Annotated in this window: 17 protein-coding genes, 1 tRNA gene, 1 rRNA gene and 1 pseudogene; 9 read left to right on the top strand and 11 right to left on the bottom strand. The window is 65.9% G+C overall.

The features are described from left to right. Window positions 1-5 precede the first annotated feature (5 nt). Window positions 6-77: transfer RNA gene (locus MUG98_RS08355), tRNA-Ala, on the bottom strand. A 151-nt stretch (window positions 78-228) separates the two neighbouring features. After that, window positions 229-1,703, bottom strand: a 16S ribosomal RNA gene (locus MUG98_RS08350). A gap of 901 nt (window positions 1,704-2,604) precedes the next feature. On the opposite strand from MUG98_RS08350, the gene MUG98_RS08345 reads away from it, so the two are divergent. Next, on the top strand, window positions 2,605-2,730 hold the full coding sequence (locus MUG98_RS08345; protein ID WP_265111676.1) for a hypothetical protein: 126 nt from the start codon (window positions 2,605-2,607) through the stop codon (window positions 2,728-2,730). Window positions 2,731-2,783: 53 nt separating this feature from the next. Here the strand turns inward: MUG98_RS08345 and MUG98_RS08340 are convergent, their stop codons facing one another. From MUG98_RS08340 to MUG98_RS08325, 4 genes are all read right to left on the bottom strand, one after another. Next, window positions 2,784-3,464 (bottom strand): DUF7546 family protein, encoded by a 681-nt coding sequence (locus MUG98_RS08340; protein ID WP_265111675.1) that lies wholly within the window; start codon window positions 3,462-3,464, stop codon window positions 2,784-2,786. Between the two features lie 108 nt (window positions 3,465-3,572). Beyond that, a complete protein-coding gene (locus MUG98_RS08335; protein WP_265111674.1) occupies window positions 3,573-4,208 on the bottom strand; it encodes a metal-dependent hydrolase in 636 nt (211 codons plus the stop codon). An 88-nt stretch (window positions 4,209-4,296) separates the two neighbouring features. Further along, window positions 4,297-5,139, bottom strand: coding sequence for an NAD(P)H-binding protein (locus MUG98_RS08330; protein WP_265111673.1), 843 nt, complete (start codon window positions 5,137-5,139; stop codon window positions 4,297-4,299). Beyond that, window positions 5,136-5,330, bottom strand: coding sequence for a Rossmann-fold NAD(P)-binding domain-containing protein (locus tag MUG98_RS08325; RefSeq protein ID WP_265111672.1), 195 nt, complete (start codon window positions 5,328-5,330; stop codon window positions 5,136-5,138). The genes MUG98_RS08330 and MUG98_RS08325 overlap by 4 nt, the downstream gene beginning before the upstream one ends. 127 nt (window positions 5,331-5,457) lie before the next feature. Between MUG98_RS08325 and MUG98_RS08320 the strand changes: the two genes are divergently transcribed. The 7 genes from MUG98_RS08320 (at window position 5,458) to MUG98_RS08290 (ending at window position 10,687) form a co-directional block, all read left to right on the top strand. Further along, window positions 5,458-6,009, top strand: coding sequence for a winged helix-turn-helix transcriptional regulator (locus MUG98_RS08320; RefSeq protein WP_265111671.1), 552 nt, complete (start codon window positions 5,458-5,460; stop codon window positions 6,007-6,009). A gap of 110 nt (window positions 6,010-6,119) precedes the next feature. Then, window positions 6,120-7,232, top strand: coding sequence for an ABC transporter ATP-binding protein (locus MUG98_RS08315; RefSeq protein WP_265111670.1), 1,113 nt, complete (start codon window positions 6,120-6,122; stop codon window positions 7,230-7,232). After that, window positions 7,229-8,077: an ABC transporter permease gene (locus tag MUG98_RS08310; RefSeq protein WP_265111669.1), complete on the top strand. Its 849-nt coding sequence runs from the start codon at window positions 7,229-7,231 to the stop codon at window positions 8,075-8,077. Before MUG98_RS08315 ends, MUG98_RS08310 begins: the two co-directional genes overlap by 4 nt. Window positions 8,078-8,193: 116 nt before the next feature. Beyond that, window positions 8,194-8,409, top strand: coding sequence for a hypothetical protein (locus tag MUG98_RS08305; RefSeq protein WP_265111668.1), 216 nt, complete (start codon window positions 8,194-8,196; stop codon window positions 8,407-8,409). Between the two features lie 37 nt (window positions 8,410-8,446). Further along, window positions 8,447-9,760 carry a histidinol dehydrogenase gene (hisD, locus tag MUG98_RS08300; protein ID WP_265111667.1) on the top strand — a complete coding sequence of 438 codons (1,314 nt, stop codon included), beginning with the start codon at window positions 8,447-8,449 and terminating at the stop codon, window positions 9,758-9,760. Between the two features lie 118 nt (window positions 9,761-9,878). Then, complete coding sequence (locus MUG98_RS08295) at window positions 9,879-10,094, top strand: hypothetical protein (protein ID WP_265111666.1); 216 nt, start codon at window positions 9,879-9,881, stop codon at window positions 10,092-10,094. Between the two features lie 218 nt (window positions 10,095-10,312). Continuing rightward, a complete protein-coding gene (locus MUG98_RS08290; protein WP_265111665.1) occupies window positions 10,313-10,687 on the top strand; it encodes a HesB/IscA family protein in 375 nt (124 codons plus the stop codon). Between the two features lie 173 nt (window positions 10,688-10,860). Here the strand turns inward: MUG98_RS08290 and MUG98_RS08285 are convergent, their stop codons facing one another. The 4 genes from MUG98_RS08285 to MUG98_RS08270 form a co-directional block, all read right to left on the bottom strand. Continuing rightward, window positions 10,861-11,061, bottom strand: coding sequence for a dodecin (locus MUG98_RS08285; protein WP_265111664.1), 201 nt, complete (start codon window positions 11,059-11,061; stop codon window positions 10,861-10,863). Window positions 11,062-11,151: 90 nt separating this feature from the next. Next, the gene (locus MUG98_RS08280) at window positions 11,152-11,811 is read right to left on the bottom strand and encodes a DUF2238 domain-containing protein (RefSeq protein WP_265111663.1); all 660 of its coding nucleotides are present in this window, start codon (window positions 11,809-11,811) and stop codon (window positions 11,152-11,154) included. Beyond that, entirely contained in the window at window positions 11,804-12,421 is a 618-nt protein-coding gene (locus MUG98_RS08275; protein ID WP_265111662.1) for a hypothetical protein, read from the bottom strand. Before MUG98_RS08275 ends, MUG98_RS08280 begins: the two co-directional genes overlap by 8 nt. 74 nt (window positions 12,422-12,495) lie before the next feature. Then, entirely contained in the window at window positions 12,496-13,479 is a 984-nt protein-coding gene (locus MUG98_RS08270) for a metal-dependent hydrolase (protein ID WP_265111661.1), read from the bottom strand. A gap of 173 nt (window positions 13,480-13,652) precedes the next feature. Here MUG98_RS08270 and MUG98_RS08265 point away from each other — a divergent pair. Continuing rightward, window positions 13,653-13,895, top strand: a pseudogene (locus MUG98_RS08265) (alanine--glyoxylate aminotransferase family protein); the annotation flags it as partial. 11 nt (window positions 13,896-13,906) lie between these two features. Here the strand turns inward: MUG98_RS08265 and MUG98_RS08260 are convergent. Further along, window positions 13,907-14,881 carry an ABC transporter permease gene (locus MUG98_RS08260; protein WP_265111660.1) on the bottom strand — a complete coding sequence of 325 codons (975 nt, stop codon included), beginning with the start codon at window positions 14,879-14,881 and terminating at the stop codon, window positions 13,907-13,909. Window positions 14,882-14,943 lie beyond the last annotated feature (62 nt).

Below are 14,943 nucleotides of genomic sequence, written 5' to 3'. Positions count from 1 at the left end.
AGACATGGACCCACAGGGATTCGAACCCTGGGCATCCTCCTTGCAAAGGAGGCACTCTACCACTGAGCTATGGGCCCACCCCTGCTGGAGTGACCAGCAGGGAGCAAGTGTTAGCCTCGACAGTTCAAAGGTGCCCGATCGGCCGTGCGTGGTCGATCGAACGTGTGGCCACAGGTTGTGGCCGCGAATCGCAAAGGTGAGCCGGGGCGTCGCCCCGGTCTCGGTCTGTGGAGGTGATCCAGCCGCAGATTCCCCTACGGCTACCTTGTTACGACTTAAGCCCCCTTGCGGAGCCCAGATTCGACCGGCGTTACGCCGGCCTCATCCGGACCCCACTCGGGTGCTTTGACGGGCGGTGTGTGCAAGGAGCAGGGACGTATTCACCGCGCCCTTCTGAGGCGCGATTACTACCGAATCCAGCTTCATGTGGGCGAGTTTCAGCCCACAATCCGAACTACGACCGAGTTTCGGAGATTAGCGCCCCCTCTCGGGGTTGCGTCCCACTGTCTCGGCCATTGTAGCCCGCGTGTCGCCCAGCACATTCGGGGCATACTGACCTACCGTTGCCCGTTCCTTCCTCCAGTTTGGCACTGGCAGTCCTCCTAATGTACCCATCGACCACAAGGGTCATGCTGGCAATTAGGAGTGCGGGTCTCGCTCGTTGCCTGACTTAACAGGACGCCTCACGGTACGAGCTGACGGCGGCCATGCACCTCCTCTCAGTGGCTCCAGTAAGCTCATCAAACTGACCTTCACTGCACACTGTCGGTGCTGGTGAGATGTCCGGCGTTGAGTCCAATTAAACCGCAGGCTCCTCCGGTTGTAGTGCTCCCCCGCCAATTCCTTTAAGTTTCATCCTTGCGGACGTACTTCCCAGGCGGTCTGCTTCACGGCTTCCCTACGGCACAACACAGGCTCGTAGCCTGTGTCACACCTAGCAGACATCGTTTACAGCTCGGACTACCCGGGTATCTAATCCGGTTCGTGACCCGAGCTTTCGTCCCTCACCGTCGGATCCGTCCTCCAGAGGCGCTTTCGCCACCGGTGGTCCGTCCAGGATTACGGGATTTCACTCCTACCCCGGACGTACCCCTCTGGTCTTCCGGTCCCAAGCCAGACAGTTTCCACCGGACGCCTCTCCGTTGGGCGGAGAGATTTCCCGATGGACTTGACTGGCCAGCTACGGACGCTTTAGGCCCAATAATAGCGGTCATCACTCGTGCTGCCGGTATTACCGCGGCGGCTGGCACCGGTCTTGCCCAGCACTTATTCGTACACCACCTTACGGTGTACAAAAGCGAGGACTATATGCCCTCGCACCTGGAGTCCCCTTATCGCACTGGCGTGCAGTGTAAAGGTTTCGCGCCTGCTGCGCCCCGTAGGGCCCGGTATCTTGTCTCAGATACCGTCTCCGGGCTCTTGCTCTCACAACCCGTACCGATTACTGGCACGGTGGGCCGTTACCCCACCGTCTACCTAATCGGCCGCAGCCACATCCTACAGCGCCGGAGCGTTTCGAGCTCGTACCATTTCCAGGTAGCGAGCCGTATGCACTATTAGCCTCAGTTTCCCGAGGTTATCGTGCTCTGTAGGGTAGTTTGGCCACGTGTTACTGAGCTATCTGCTACGAGTCTGAACTCGTGCAACTAGCATGGCTAAATCGGACTCCAATAGCAATGACCTCCGGCAGGATCAACCGGAATGCTATATTACTCCCCGTGAGGGGAGGGTCTGTTGGCGGTGAATGTTGTACACACTCACACAATTTGGGTCCACACGTTCGATGACGCGATCGCGGACCGATCGGGCGTCACCGAACTGTCGAGGCTAACATCAGATCCCATCTGTACGGCGGACCGCAGGGGTGGAATCCTCATTTCCTTCGGACGTAATCGTAGGCCATCCGGGGTACATAACCCCTTCGGACCCGATCGTCCGAGTCGACGGGACGCGTCGAGCGCCCCGTCGATCACGCGTTCTTTGCAATCGCATCCAAATTCCCTCGTATACTTAAGGGCAACGGATCGATCCCGCACCGGAAACCGCTTCCGGCGTGGGGTTTTGCGTACCATGTCGGACGCGCCCTGTACATATAAGGGCGTCGTCTCGGATCGCCGGTTCACCGGCGTCGATCGGTACTGATCCGGATGCCGTCACGAGTGGACGGATACGGTGCCTGCCTCCGCGCTGGAATACAGCCGGAGGGAACGTGGCGGCGTGCGCCACGTCGTTCGCATTAGTTTCGAACGCCGGGTGCATACATAAGGCCGTCGTCTCGGAGGCCGTCTGATCCACGTTGGTCATTCTCGCGGCAGTGTCCCTCGTAACGGCACGACGAAACGGGCAAGACCGGGGAATCGTCGCCGGTCAGTGCCGATGTCCGATCGAATCGACCGGCGGGACGGCGATCCACACGAGTGCCACGAGTTAGGATCGCGGCATCCGAGTATGGTACGGATTCCCGGACGAATGACCGGCTCGAATCCGCCGACGCCCGCCGATCGGGCGAATCGAGTCAGTCGTCAGCGATCGTCGGCACGACGCTCTCGCTCGCAGGATATCTCTTCCCGGTCAGTGAGCGGCGTGCCCCGACGGAAGCCGTCGGTGGGAAGCGATCCAGACGGAGATCGGTGCGATCGGCCGGTTCCGGGCGCGTTCTCGCATCTCGGGAGCGACGCCGGCGACCGGAAGACGGCGTTCTATGACGACGGGAACTGTTACTTCGAGTAGAACGTCCGGTTGAGGCCTCGATCGATCGTCTCCGAAGGTCAGTCGTCGTCGCCTCACTCGAACGGTCGCCAGTACAGGAGCGCGACCGTCACCACGAACGCGATCGTCGAGAGTTCGTACGCCTGCGCGTAGACGGTGGTCGCGAGCGCACCGGTGGCCCCGGCACCGCCGACGATCGAGGCGAGGATCGGCCACGAGCAGCTGATACAGGCGAATATCCCGAGAATGCCGGACGCCGCGGCGTTGGACGCATCCAGCACGGTGACGTAGACGAGATACGCCAGCGTGATGTACCCGACGAGCAGATACGGAGAGAGCGCGAGTTTTACCACCGAGGTCGTGTAAAACAGCGCCGGACCGTATCCGGGTGGCATCACGATCGTATATTCGAGCCCCAGGAACTGCTGTGCATGAGCTTCGGGGTGGCCAGCGAGCGGGAACAGGTCGTACAGACCGCCGAAGTACCCGAGCAGGGCGAAGTAGCCGACCGCGATCGCTCCTGCGACGAGCTTCTGGCGGTGGTTTCCGGACGGCACGGACGTCCGCCAGAGCACCCACCCGCTGAGGTTGAGCCAGACGAACGGAAAGACGTGAAAGAGGCCGAGGTGGGCACCCCTGACGCTCACGTAGGCGAGAATCAACGTTGCCTCGAACACCAACACGGAGGTCCAGACGACCGTCGACACCGGACTCGGACGGGAGAGTCGTCGGGTGACCGTGCCGATCGAACTCACGGCTGTCCACCCCGGACGGACGCCGATCGGCGACGAGCGGCTGTCATCGTCTGATCCGTAGCGTGGCGATCACAAATAGCCTGTCGGCTTCGCCCGATCGCCGCGGAGCTATCGGCGGCGAGGAGAATCCGCAGGCGGCCCGGTCAGGCGATTACGAACCGCACCGGCGAGTCGCGTCCCGCCGAGCAGCGTCTCGCGAAGGACGGGCACACCGTCGGCGAGCCAGAGCAGGAAGGCGACCACGGCGAGCCCGAGCTGGAGCCGAAGATAGGGCGAGAGGTCGCCCGCGAGGAGCGCACCCTGGTAGTCGTCGAACAGCCGCAGGAACGTCGTCGCGAATCCCGGCGGCCGCTCCTGTGGGGGAGCGACGACCGGGTCGACCGGCCAGAGCAGTATTTCGAACTGGACGATTCCCGCACTGACGTACCCGTAGAACACGTCCGCCGGAAGGTGTAACAGATAGCCCAGTCCGAAGGCGACGCCCGACAGCGGCCGGCCGGCCGCCCGGGCGATTACGCCGACGAACAGCACCACCGGCACCGCGACGAAAACGGAGTGTCCGACCGCGTAGCCCGACTCGAAGACGCCGAACTCCCACGCGAGCGGCTTGTCGACGAGATCCGGCACGACCGAGGCGAAGACGACGGCGAACGCCTCGAGTCCGCCCGGCGAGTCTCGATAAACGATCCGGACGAAGAGCGAATAGACGACATAGCCGACGATCGCGTGTTCCCACGGCCACATACGGGCGAGGTGTAGCGAGTACGGGATAGTTATGGAGCGCCTATGCCGGTGACGAATCGCGGGACGGATCGCAGTCGCGGGCCCGGCGCTAGGTCCAGACCGATCGGTAGTCCCGGACGAACGTCTCGAAATCGATCGGTGGCCGGCCGAGGACGGTTCGAACGTCGTCGGTCACCCGATCGGCGAGGCCGAGACGGACGGTCGTGTAGATCGCGGCGACCACGGCGGCCCGGACGAGACTCCCCCCCGAGCGGTACTGCGACCAGCAAAACCGCGGGAGTGACGGCGGGTCGTACGTGACCTCGTGATCGAGCATCGCCGAGAGTCGCCGGCAGACCGCGTCGTACTCGATCGCCTCGGGACCGGTGAGAGTGTAGGAACCCGTCGTCCCCGTCCGGAGCGTCTCGACCGCAACGGCGGCGACGTCTCGCGCGTCGACGAAACTCGTCGCCCCGGTGCCGGCGGGGACGGGGAGTTCGCCGCGCCGAATCTCCTCGCGGTGAGTCGTCGAGAGGTTCTGCATGAAAAACGACGCGCGCAGGAACGTCGTATCGACCCCCGACTCGGCGAGCCACGATTCGATGCGCGCGTGCGGAACGAGCGGGTTCCTGTCGGCTCCGATCACGGAGAGGAAGACGACGTGATCGACGCCGGCACCGATCGCCGCGGCCAGAGCGGGGACGATATCCCGTCGGACGCGGGACAGTGCCGGCGGACGAACGAGAAACAGGGCGTCGACGTCGGCGAACGCATCCCGGAAGGTCGTCGGATCGGTAACGTCGAACGCCACGACCGGACAGTCGAGCCGGTCCCGTGCTCTATCGGGATCGCGACTCGCAGCAGTGACGGCGACGTCCGGCGCGTCGCGGAGGCCGTCGACGACGTGGCGGCCGACGGTGCCGGTCGCCCCGGTGACGAGCACGGGTCTCATCTCCCCACCCCAGCGACGACCTCGACGATCCCCTCACCGGGGTATACGTCACTCTCGACGGGGGCCGCGTCGGCAGACGGGAGGTTCTCGGGCGAGCGCGCGTGCGCGATGACGATCTGATTGCGATCGATCGCCTGTCGAGGGAGCGACACACCCGTTCGCCCGGTCACATCGAAGGTCGCGATGAGCATACGCTTCCTTCGGATTTTAGAGCATTAAGATAGTAACTTCGAAGTCTCGAACCGGTGGGGAGAAACGCTACGGCTTGCCAGTGGTTCGAAACCCGAAGTATTAGGGCGTTGGTGTGGCGTAGTCGGTATGGACGAACCGTCGAACGAATCGGAGCCGAACGTCGACGCCCCCGGGACGGATAGCGCTTCAGGCGACGGACGGCCGAACGACGCCTCTCCCGTAGACGATCGATCGAACGACGGACCGCGGGAGACCGACCTGGACGGGGCCGACGAATCGCCCCTCGATCGGGGACCCGGTGCTCGGGGACAGGATCACGCCCGAAAACTCCGCAATCGGCTCGCGCCGGGGGAACGCGAACGCGTCGAGGGAACTGTCGCGGATCTGCTCGACCTGTTCGGCAGGGCCCACGCCATCGCGGTCCTCTCGACGTTCGCGTTCGCCGACGAACCGCTCCGGTTCTCGGAACTCGAGCGTCGACTGGAGATTCCGGCGAACACGCTCTCCGTGCGACTCGACGAACTGGTCGCAGCGGGGCTGCTCCGGCGGGAATCCTACGCGGAGGTGCCACCCAGGGTCGAGTACGAACCGACCGAGAAGGCGCGGGCGCTGTTCCCGGCCTTCGGCCACCTGCACGTCTGGGCCGACAAGTACGACCTCGATCCGGTCGGCGAGTGACCGGGTGAAAACGATCGATTCGGAGCCGTTTCTCCCGAGAGTTCGGATTTCGAAGTTACGAGAGCCACTCGGACTCGCTGGTTTATCCGCGTCGCCGTCGTAACGGTACTGTGACCGACTACGCGATCGAAGCGCGCGACGTGGCGGTAACCTACGCGGACGGCACCGAGGCGGTCCGCGGCGTCGACCTCCTCGTCGAGCGCGGCGAATTTTTCGGCTTTCTCGGGCCGAACGGTGCGGGGAAGACGACGATGATCAAGACGCTCGTCACCCTGTTGCGGCCGACGGCGGGGACGGTGACGATAAACGGGTTCGACGCCCTCGAGACGCCGCGGAGCGTGCGCGCGACGGTGGGCTATATGGCCCAGGAGATCAGCATCGATCCGGAACTCACCGCCCGAGAGAACCTGCGGTACGCCTGTGACGCATACGGCGTCCCCCGATCGGAGCGAGCCGAGCGGATCGAAGAACTGCTCGAACTCGTGGACCTCACCGACGCCGGGGACAAGGAGGCGGACGACTTTTCCGGCGGGATGAAAAAGCGCCTCGACGCGGCGACGGCGCTCGTCCACCGGCCGCCGCTGGTCTTTCTCGACGAACCCACGACGGGACTCGATCCCGCCGCACGGAACCGGCTCTGGGAGTACTTCCGGCGGATCAACGACGAGGGGACGACCGTCTTCCTGACGACGCAGTACCTGGAGGAAGCCGATCAGCTGTGCGATCGCCTCTCGGTGATCCAGAACGGGACCGTCGTCGCGGACGGAACGCCCGGGGCGCTCAAGCGTCGCGTCGGGGGCGAAGTCCTCGACGTGCAACTGGCGGATCCGGACCGACGGGCGCGCGCCGTCGAAATCGCTCGCGAGAATGGCCTGTTCGCAGCGGGGACGACGGTCGAGCCGACCGACGAGGGACTGGCGGTGACCGCACGCGACGCCCGCACCAGCGGGACCGACCTCCTGGTCGCCCTTCGCGACGACGGGATCGACGTCGTGGGCTTCGACGTCCGGGCCCCGACGCTGGACGACGTCTTCCTCGCCGTCACCGGCGATCGGGACGACAGCCGTTCCGAGACCGGCGATCGCGAGGGAGGCGGTCCCGGGGCTGGCGACTACGCCGGAAGCGACGACGGCGTCCCCGACTCGCGGGCAGTCGGTGACGGCGGTTCGAACGAGTCGGACGAGCAGAACGACCCGAACGACCGCGATGGAGGTCGCCGGTGAGTACCCCGTCGACGACGGTCGATCGCGCCGGCGGCGGATTCGCGAGCGACGTCCGGGTGACGTTCGTCCGGTGGACGATCAAGTCCGTCCGGAATCCGTTCGTGCTCGTGGTCTCGCTCGTCCAGCCGATCATCTTCCTCGTCCTGTTCACGCAGGTGTTCGGCGGCGTCGCGACGGCCGCCCTCGAGGGGATCAGCTACGAGACCTACCTCGTGCCCGCGATCGTCATCCAGGTCGCGCTGGTCGCGGCCGCGACGTCGGGGATCGGCCTGGTCAACGACATCGAGAACGGGATGTTCGAGAAGACGCTCGTCAGCCCGATGAACCGGACGGCCGTCTTCCTCGGCAAGACCCTCGCGGAAGTCGTACGGATCGTGGCCCAGGTCGTCATCGTGCTCGGCCTGGGCGTCCTGCTCGGGGCCGAAATCGCGACCGGCGTCCCCGGCGCGATCGGGATCGTGGCCATCTGCGTGCTCTTCTCTGTCTGGTTCACCGCGTTCTCGAACGTGCTCGCGGTCGTCACCCGCGACGAGGAGTCGACGATCATCGGGGCGAACCTGCTCCAGTTGCCCTTGCTGTTCGTCTCGAGTGCGTTCCTCCCGCTGACCGCTCTCCCCGACTGGATCCAGACGATCGCAGCCGTCAATCCGATCACCTACGGCGTCGACGCGACCCGGGCGGTGATGCTCGGCGAGGACACCATGACCGTGGTCGAGATGACCCGCTTCGGCGGGATGTGGGACACCCTGGTCCCTGCACTCGCCGTTCTGCTCGCGCTGGCGGTCGTATTCGGGAGCGTCGCGGTCTACGCGATCGGTCGTGCGGCGAGTGCCGACGTCCGGTGAGTGCGACGCGCCAGCGCCGACGGGTGCGGCGCGATAGCGTCAGTGAGCGCAACGCGACAGCGGCGGCGACTCCGCTAACCGATACGATTTAGCGATCGGACTCGAAACGAACGGGTATGAACCGATCGGGATTCGTCAAACTCGCGGTCGTCGCGCTCGGCCTCGTGATCCTGAGCTTCTTCGTCCGCGGATTCGGGCAACTTCTCCTCGGTCGCCCCACTGCGGACCTGTTGCAGGCGCCGTTCGCGATCGTCGGCTTCGTCCTGCTCGTCTACCTCTTCGTCAGGGCGACCCTGGACGCCGTCGGGATCTGGGAGGTCGAGAACGCGTAAGGAAACCGTTTTTCGCGGCCCGCCCGAAGACCGGGCTATGACAGTCGACGTGCAGCCGATCGCCGACCTCGGGCCGGACGACCGCGCCGCGTTCTTCGAGCGCGACGCCGGTATCGAGGCGATCAGAGACGACGTTCGCGGGATCGTAGACCGGGTCCGCGAGGAGGGCGACGTCGCCGTCCGCGAGTTCACGAGCGAATTCGACGACGTCGAACTCGGAAGCATGGAAATCACTGACGCGTGCGAGCGCGCGTACGACGACCTCGATCCGGACCTCCGCGAGGCGATCGAGACGGCCGCCGACAACGTCCGAGAGTTCCACGAGGCGCAACTACCGGAGGACTGGCGCGAGGAGTTCGGGACCGGGCGGGAACTGGGCCGGCGGTTCCGGCCGATCGATCGCGTCGGTGTCTACGTCCCCGGCGGCTCGGCGGCCTACCCCTCGAGTGCGATCATGGGCGTCGTCCCGGCGGTCGTCGCCGGCGTCGACCACGTGTCGGTCGTGACCCCGCCGGCCGACGAGCAGAACCCGGCCACGCTCGCGGCGATCCACGCCGCCGGGGCGGACGCGGTCTACAGCGTCGGCGGTGCACAGGCCGTCGCCGGCCTCGCGTACGGCACCGAGACGATCACGCGGGTCCAGAAGATCGTCGGCCCGGGCAACCGGTGGGTCACCGCCGCGAAGGGCGAAGTTCGCGGCGACGTCGAAATCGACTTCCTCGCGGGACCGAGCGAGGTCGTCGTGATCGCCGACGAGACGGCCGATCCGGACCTCGTCGCCGCGGAACTCGTCGCGCAGGCCGAACACGATCCGAACGCCTCCGTGGTCGCCGTGACCGACGACGAGGCGACCGCCGACGCCGTCGCGGCGGCCGTCGACGAGCAGGCTGGCGCGCGCGAGCGCGAAGACGTGATTCGCGACGCACTCGCCCACGACGCCAGCGGCGTCTTGCTGGCTCGATCGATGAGCGAGGGAATCCTCTTCACCGAGGAGTACGCGCCGGAACACCTCGCGATCGTCGCCGACGACGACGAGTCGATCCTCGCGCGTATCGACAGCGCGGGCAGCGTCTTTCTCGGCCCGAACACCCCCGTCGCGGCGGGCGACTACGCGAGCGGTACCAACCACGTCCTGCCGACCAACGGCGGCGCGCGCGTCACCGGCGGCCTCTCCGTCGAGACCTTCCTCCGATCGACGACCGTCCAGCGGCTCTCGAGCGAGGGATTGGCCGACATCGGCGGGACGATTACCGCGCTCGCCGACGCCGAAGGGCTCGAGGCTCACGCCGAGAGCGTGCGACGGCGACTCGAGACCGGCGAATCCGGGGGAGACCGCAGGGTCGACGAGTGACGACGAGACCGGTGATTGAGTGGCCGTAAGCCACGGTTAACGGCGGTTTCCGCTCGCCGAGAACAGGTCACCGAATCGCAAACTGGTTTTACGTAGCTGCGTCCCGGAGTACGTACTGATGGAACCGCGTGAGGTCGATCCGACCGATGCACGCGTCCTCGAACGAAACTACGATTACGCGCAGCGAAACGTCCGCCTCCTCTCGGTCTGGTACGACTGCGAGGTCGAGCGGATGATCGAGTTGCTGGCCGAGAACGACGTGACGCTGTCGGCCAACGACGAACGCATGTTCGGGACGTACTATCGATCGGTCCAGCGACGATCGCGCGCCTAGGGGCGAGTCCACCGATACCGGCGTCGAGCGGCGGGATGCGACGCCGGGCGAGAATCGAGTCGTGGAGTGCGACACCGGCCGAGCGTCGATCGGGCCGAAGAGTGTCGAATCCGTCTCGGATCGACGGTCCCGCCATACTCCGTTGCGGATCGTCTGGGCCGGCCAGAACAGGTTCGCGTGGCGTCACAGTTAACACCATCGCGCCGGTAAGGGATGACATGAGCACGGACAGCATGGACGGCGGGGAAGCGGAGACCCGCCCCGAGATCGAAGTGACGGAGGACGCCGCCGAACAGGCCCTCTCCCTGCTCGAGAACGAGGGGCTCGACGACGGCGAGGCGGGACTCCGTCTCTTCGTCCAGCAGGGCGGTTGTGCCGGCCTCTCCTACGGGATGCGGTTCGACGACGCACCGGACGAGGACGACACGATCTACGAACACCACGACCTGCGCGTGTTCGTCGATCCGGCGAGCCTGAAGTACATCGAGGGTAGCATTCTCGACTACGAGCACGGGCTTCAGGCCGAAGGGTTCCACGTCGAGAACCCCAACGTCGTCAGCGAGTGTGGCTGTGGCGAATCGTTCCGGACGTAGAAACGGAATCGACGCACCGTCCCGGTCGCGGACTGGAACCGGATCGAGCCCTCACTTCTCTCGAACGAAAACGAGCACACAGCGGCCGGTAAATCGTGTCGCGGGCCAGGCCAGCTGGCGCTCGACAGATCGATCGGTCGAGCGGCCCAGCGGAACGGCTCGAGAGGCTGCCGTCAGTCCTCGAGTTCGAACGCGACGGTGACCTCGGCCTGGTACTCCCGCTCGTCGACGCTTGCGATCTCGACCCCGAGTTCGTCGACTTCGATCCAGTAGACGTTCTGGAGCGTGTCTTCGGCCCGATCGATGGCGTCGTCGGCGGCGTCGTCGAAACTCTCCGTGCTCGTCCCGATCAGTCTGATCTTCTTGAAGACCATATCCCCGGGTGCTACGCCGCGTGGCGACGTAAAGCTGATCGTCGGTTTCGAGACGTGAGTCAGCGCGCGGTGCCGTCGACGGGCCGGGAGTCAGTTCGCTCGCGATTCGAACCGCTCGCGGATCGCGCCGGAGACGTCGGTGAGGTAGGCACCGCCCCACAGCGCGACGACGAGGCCGCCGATCAGATCGAATACGAGGTCGAGCATCGTGTCGGCGAGCCCGTACTGCGTGAGCACGGCGTCGGTCCCAAGTGCGTCCGCGGCGAGCGCGATGGCGAACTCGAGGACCTCCCAGAGCACGCCGAACGCGAGGACGAAAAGCAGGATGAAGACGGCGACGAACCGCTGGGGCAGAACGACGCCCTCGACGTGCTCGTCGAGCGCGCGGACGGTTGCGTAGCCCGCGGCAGCGACCAGCGACGCCGACAGGGCGTGCGTGACGTGGTCCCACCACCAGAGTTCCCCGTAGAGATTCGTCGCGGTGCCGGGGATGCCGACGGTGCCGAACGCGTGGAGGAATACGGCTGTGGTGATCCACAGCGTAAGCCGCGGATCCATCGGGATGCCGTAGTCGCGCTCGAGGACCGGAGGCAGTTGCGTCACGGCCAGCGCGACGGCGGTGTTGACGACGATCCCGCCGTTGCCCCGATCGAGCCCGATAAACAACATTCCGACGAGAGACAGTTCCATGAAATAGGAGAGTTGGCGCTGGCGATCCCGGGAGGGAAGCAGGACGTCGAGGTTACGCATCGTCCACCTCCGTCATCGCTGCCCCCTGTGCGGGACGGTACTGCTCGCGGCGGCCGAGCCGCCTGAAGTACAGTTCGAAGACGACGCCGGCACCGAGACCGACGACCGCGGAGTAGACGAATTCCCACATCACGTCGTCGTGGTCGGCCGGGAACGGGACTCCGAGGAGCCCGGCTACGGACCACCGGAGGAGTGCCCACAGGGCGGCGGCAGCCATCGTCGTGACGACGACGAAGACGACGGCGAAGCCGGGGGTCATCCGCACGGCCGTAAAGGTCTGCAGTTCGACGGCGAGGACGAGCGCAACCGCCGCGACCGAGAGATACGCTGCGAAGTGGCCCGTCAGCCGATCGGCCTCCAGAGCCATCCCGAGGACGGGCAACGCCGCGAGCAACAGCACTTCCCAGGGGAGCATCACCAGCGGTGACCGGAAGGTAAAGGGCGGCAGCAGCGCCAGGACCACGAGCGTCACCGCGAACGTCGTCCAGAGGACGCCCCCGACTACGAACTCGCCGACGCCGATGACCGCGATTACGACGACCAGCAGCCACGCGACCGCCGCGTTGGATCGGTCGTCCGCGATCAGTTCCTCGAGTGCTGTCCGGGTCACGGTAGTTCCTACTGAGCGGGATCACAAAAACGTGTGTCATCGGTCGGTACGGTCATACCCGTCGACGGCTCGCGTTACGCGGGCGCGGCGATCAGCAGGTAGACGGTAACGTACGCGGCGAGTGCGATCGTCACGGCGATCACGGACGTGAGCGCGATCTCGAGGGCGCGATCGGCCGTCGAGGGAGCGGCGCGACCCGAGGGGGTTCCGATCGACGGAACGACCGGGCCGACGCCGGAGAGGAGACCGACCCCCAGGATCGAGAAGACGAAGTGATACGAAACCTCCAGCGTCGGCGGCGCGGCCGCGAGCGGGGCGATACCGTAGCCCGCGCCGACGGCGGCCCGGCGATCGGCGAGCGCGGTGAGCGAGCGATCGGTGAGCCGACAGAGCACGACGATGGCGAACCAGACGACGGCGAGTTCGATCGCGAACGCGCCGAGCAGGTGCAGCGTCGGATCCGCGTGGAGGACGATACGGGTGGTGAGCAGCGGCGAGGCGAACGGGTAGAGCCAGTCGGGCGGCGAGCCGGTCACGAGGTCACCCCACGGGTGCGACCACAGTCCCCAGAGCGCCGCCAGCGCGACCGTCGGCGGAGAGAGGGACGTCCACCGGTCCGTTTCCGCGGCGACGAGGACGCCGCCGGCCGCGAACAGCCCCATCACGAACGCGGCCAGCGGGCCGTCGACGAGTGCGAGCGCGATCAGTACGAGGAGCAAGCCGATCCCGATGGCGCGGGCGAGTCGGGCGCGACTCGAGTCGCGGGCCGCGATCAGTCCGAACGCCGGTGCCGCGACCGCCCCGACGACCAGCGAGTGCGTGACCGATCGGTGGACGAGCCGACTCGCGTCCCAGAACGCCGTCGACGCCGCGAAGACGCCGTCCGACGCGTTCCACGCGGCGAGTCCGACGAGCGCGTACGCGACGTCGACGTCCGGTACCGTCGCGAACGCACCCGCGACGGCGCCGACGACGAGGGCCCGCCGTCGATCCCAGCCTCGCCAGTCAGCGACGAGTGCCGCGGTGGCGAACGCGAACAGGGCGTGACCGACGAACACGACGTATCGGGTACGTGACGAGTGCTCTTAAGCGGCTCGCAGTACCGACAGTCGGGACCGATAATGAGTCGTCGCCGGCGACAGATCCGCCCGACCCGGATCGCGCTGGATCGGGCCAGACCGTTCGACGACCTGTGATCACATCTTTGCGAGTGGCACGCGGCCACGCGCTCATAGCTCGGGAACCGTCGAACGAAACGGCTCGCACGCCATCAGTCGGCGAACTGATACCACCCGATCGGACCCTGATGGGGCCGGAGTCGAGCGACGGGAATCCGCGGGTCCTGTGGGCGACGAGCACCCAACTCGACCCCTCGGTCGTCGAGATCGTGGACGAGGGCCAGGACCTGCTGCGGTACACCTTCCGGACCGACAACCAGTGGGCGGTCCCCGTCTCCGGGACAGAATCGGCCGCGAGTCGGCCCGATCAGTGGCGAGCGCCGGTGTCGACGCGAGGGTCGAGGACGCTGTAGCCGACGTCCTGGACGACGTTCCCGGCGACACCGACGGCGATGATCGCGAGCGTACAGCCGAGGACGACCGGAATGTCACGGTAGAACACCGCGTCGTACAGCAACGTCCCGAAGCCGGCGATACCGAACAGGTGCTCGATGACGAACACGCTGAGTACGAGAACCGCGAGCATCTCCGTGAAAAACAGCGAAACTAGCGGAATCGCCGCGTTCCGGAGCACGTGTCTGGCGACGCGCCAGTCGCGTGCCCCTTTCGCCCGGACGAGTTTGACGAACGCTGCGGAGACGTACTCCATCGACTCCGAGCGGGCGTAACTCACCTGCCCGGCGAGCAGCGTCGTCGTCAGCAACGCGATGGGCAGCAGGTGGTCGCTGACGATCGATCCGTCTCCCACGTAGACGGGGATCCCGAGTACCAGCATGATCATGGCGCCGACCCAGAAGTTCGGGAGTCCGAAGAGGAGGTACGTCGCGGTCCGGCCGGCCTGTTCCCCGCGTGAGCCGCGGCGAAGGGCCGAGTAGACCCCCAGCGAGACGCCGAACGCGACCGACAGCGTCATCGCCGGGAGCACGTACGCGCCGGTTCGCAGGGCCGATTCGAATACCAACGACGTGACGAGTTCGCCGGATTCGATCGACCGTCCCCAGTCGAAGGTGAACATATCGATCATCCACGTCGTGTAGCTCTCGAGGAACCCACCGTCGAGGTTTCGCTCGGCGAAATACTGGTCTTTGATCTCCTCACGCCGGGAGAGCATTTCTTCCCGGGAGGCGCCCTCGCCGGCCGCGCTCATCATCGCCGTTCCGAGAATTCCGCCGAGATAGGTGTCTCGGGTCCGGGTCAGGAGGACGAAGACGACGGTTAACACGGCATGCGCCGTCGCGATTCCCAGAACGAACCGGCGAAGGAGTTGCCTGTGGAGACTCACGACCACTCACTGGCAGCGACGGCCATCCGACGGCGAGCGTAGACGGTGGAGGGCATCGACCC

The organism is Halosolutus halophilus (assembly GCF_022869805.1).
Taxonomy (GTDB): domain Archaea; phylum Halobacteriota; class Halobacteria; order Halobacteriales; family Natrialbaceae; genus Halosolutus; species Halosolutus halophilus.
Note: the sequence above shows the minus strand (reverse complement) of the source record. Positions and strands in the feature narration are given on the sequence as shown.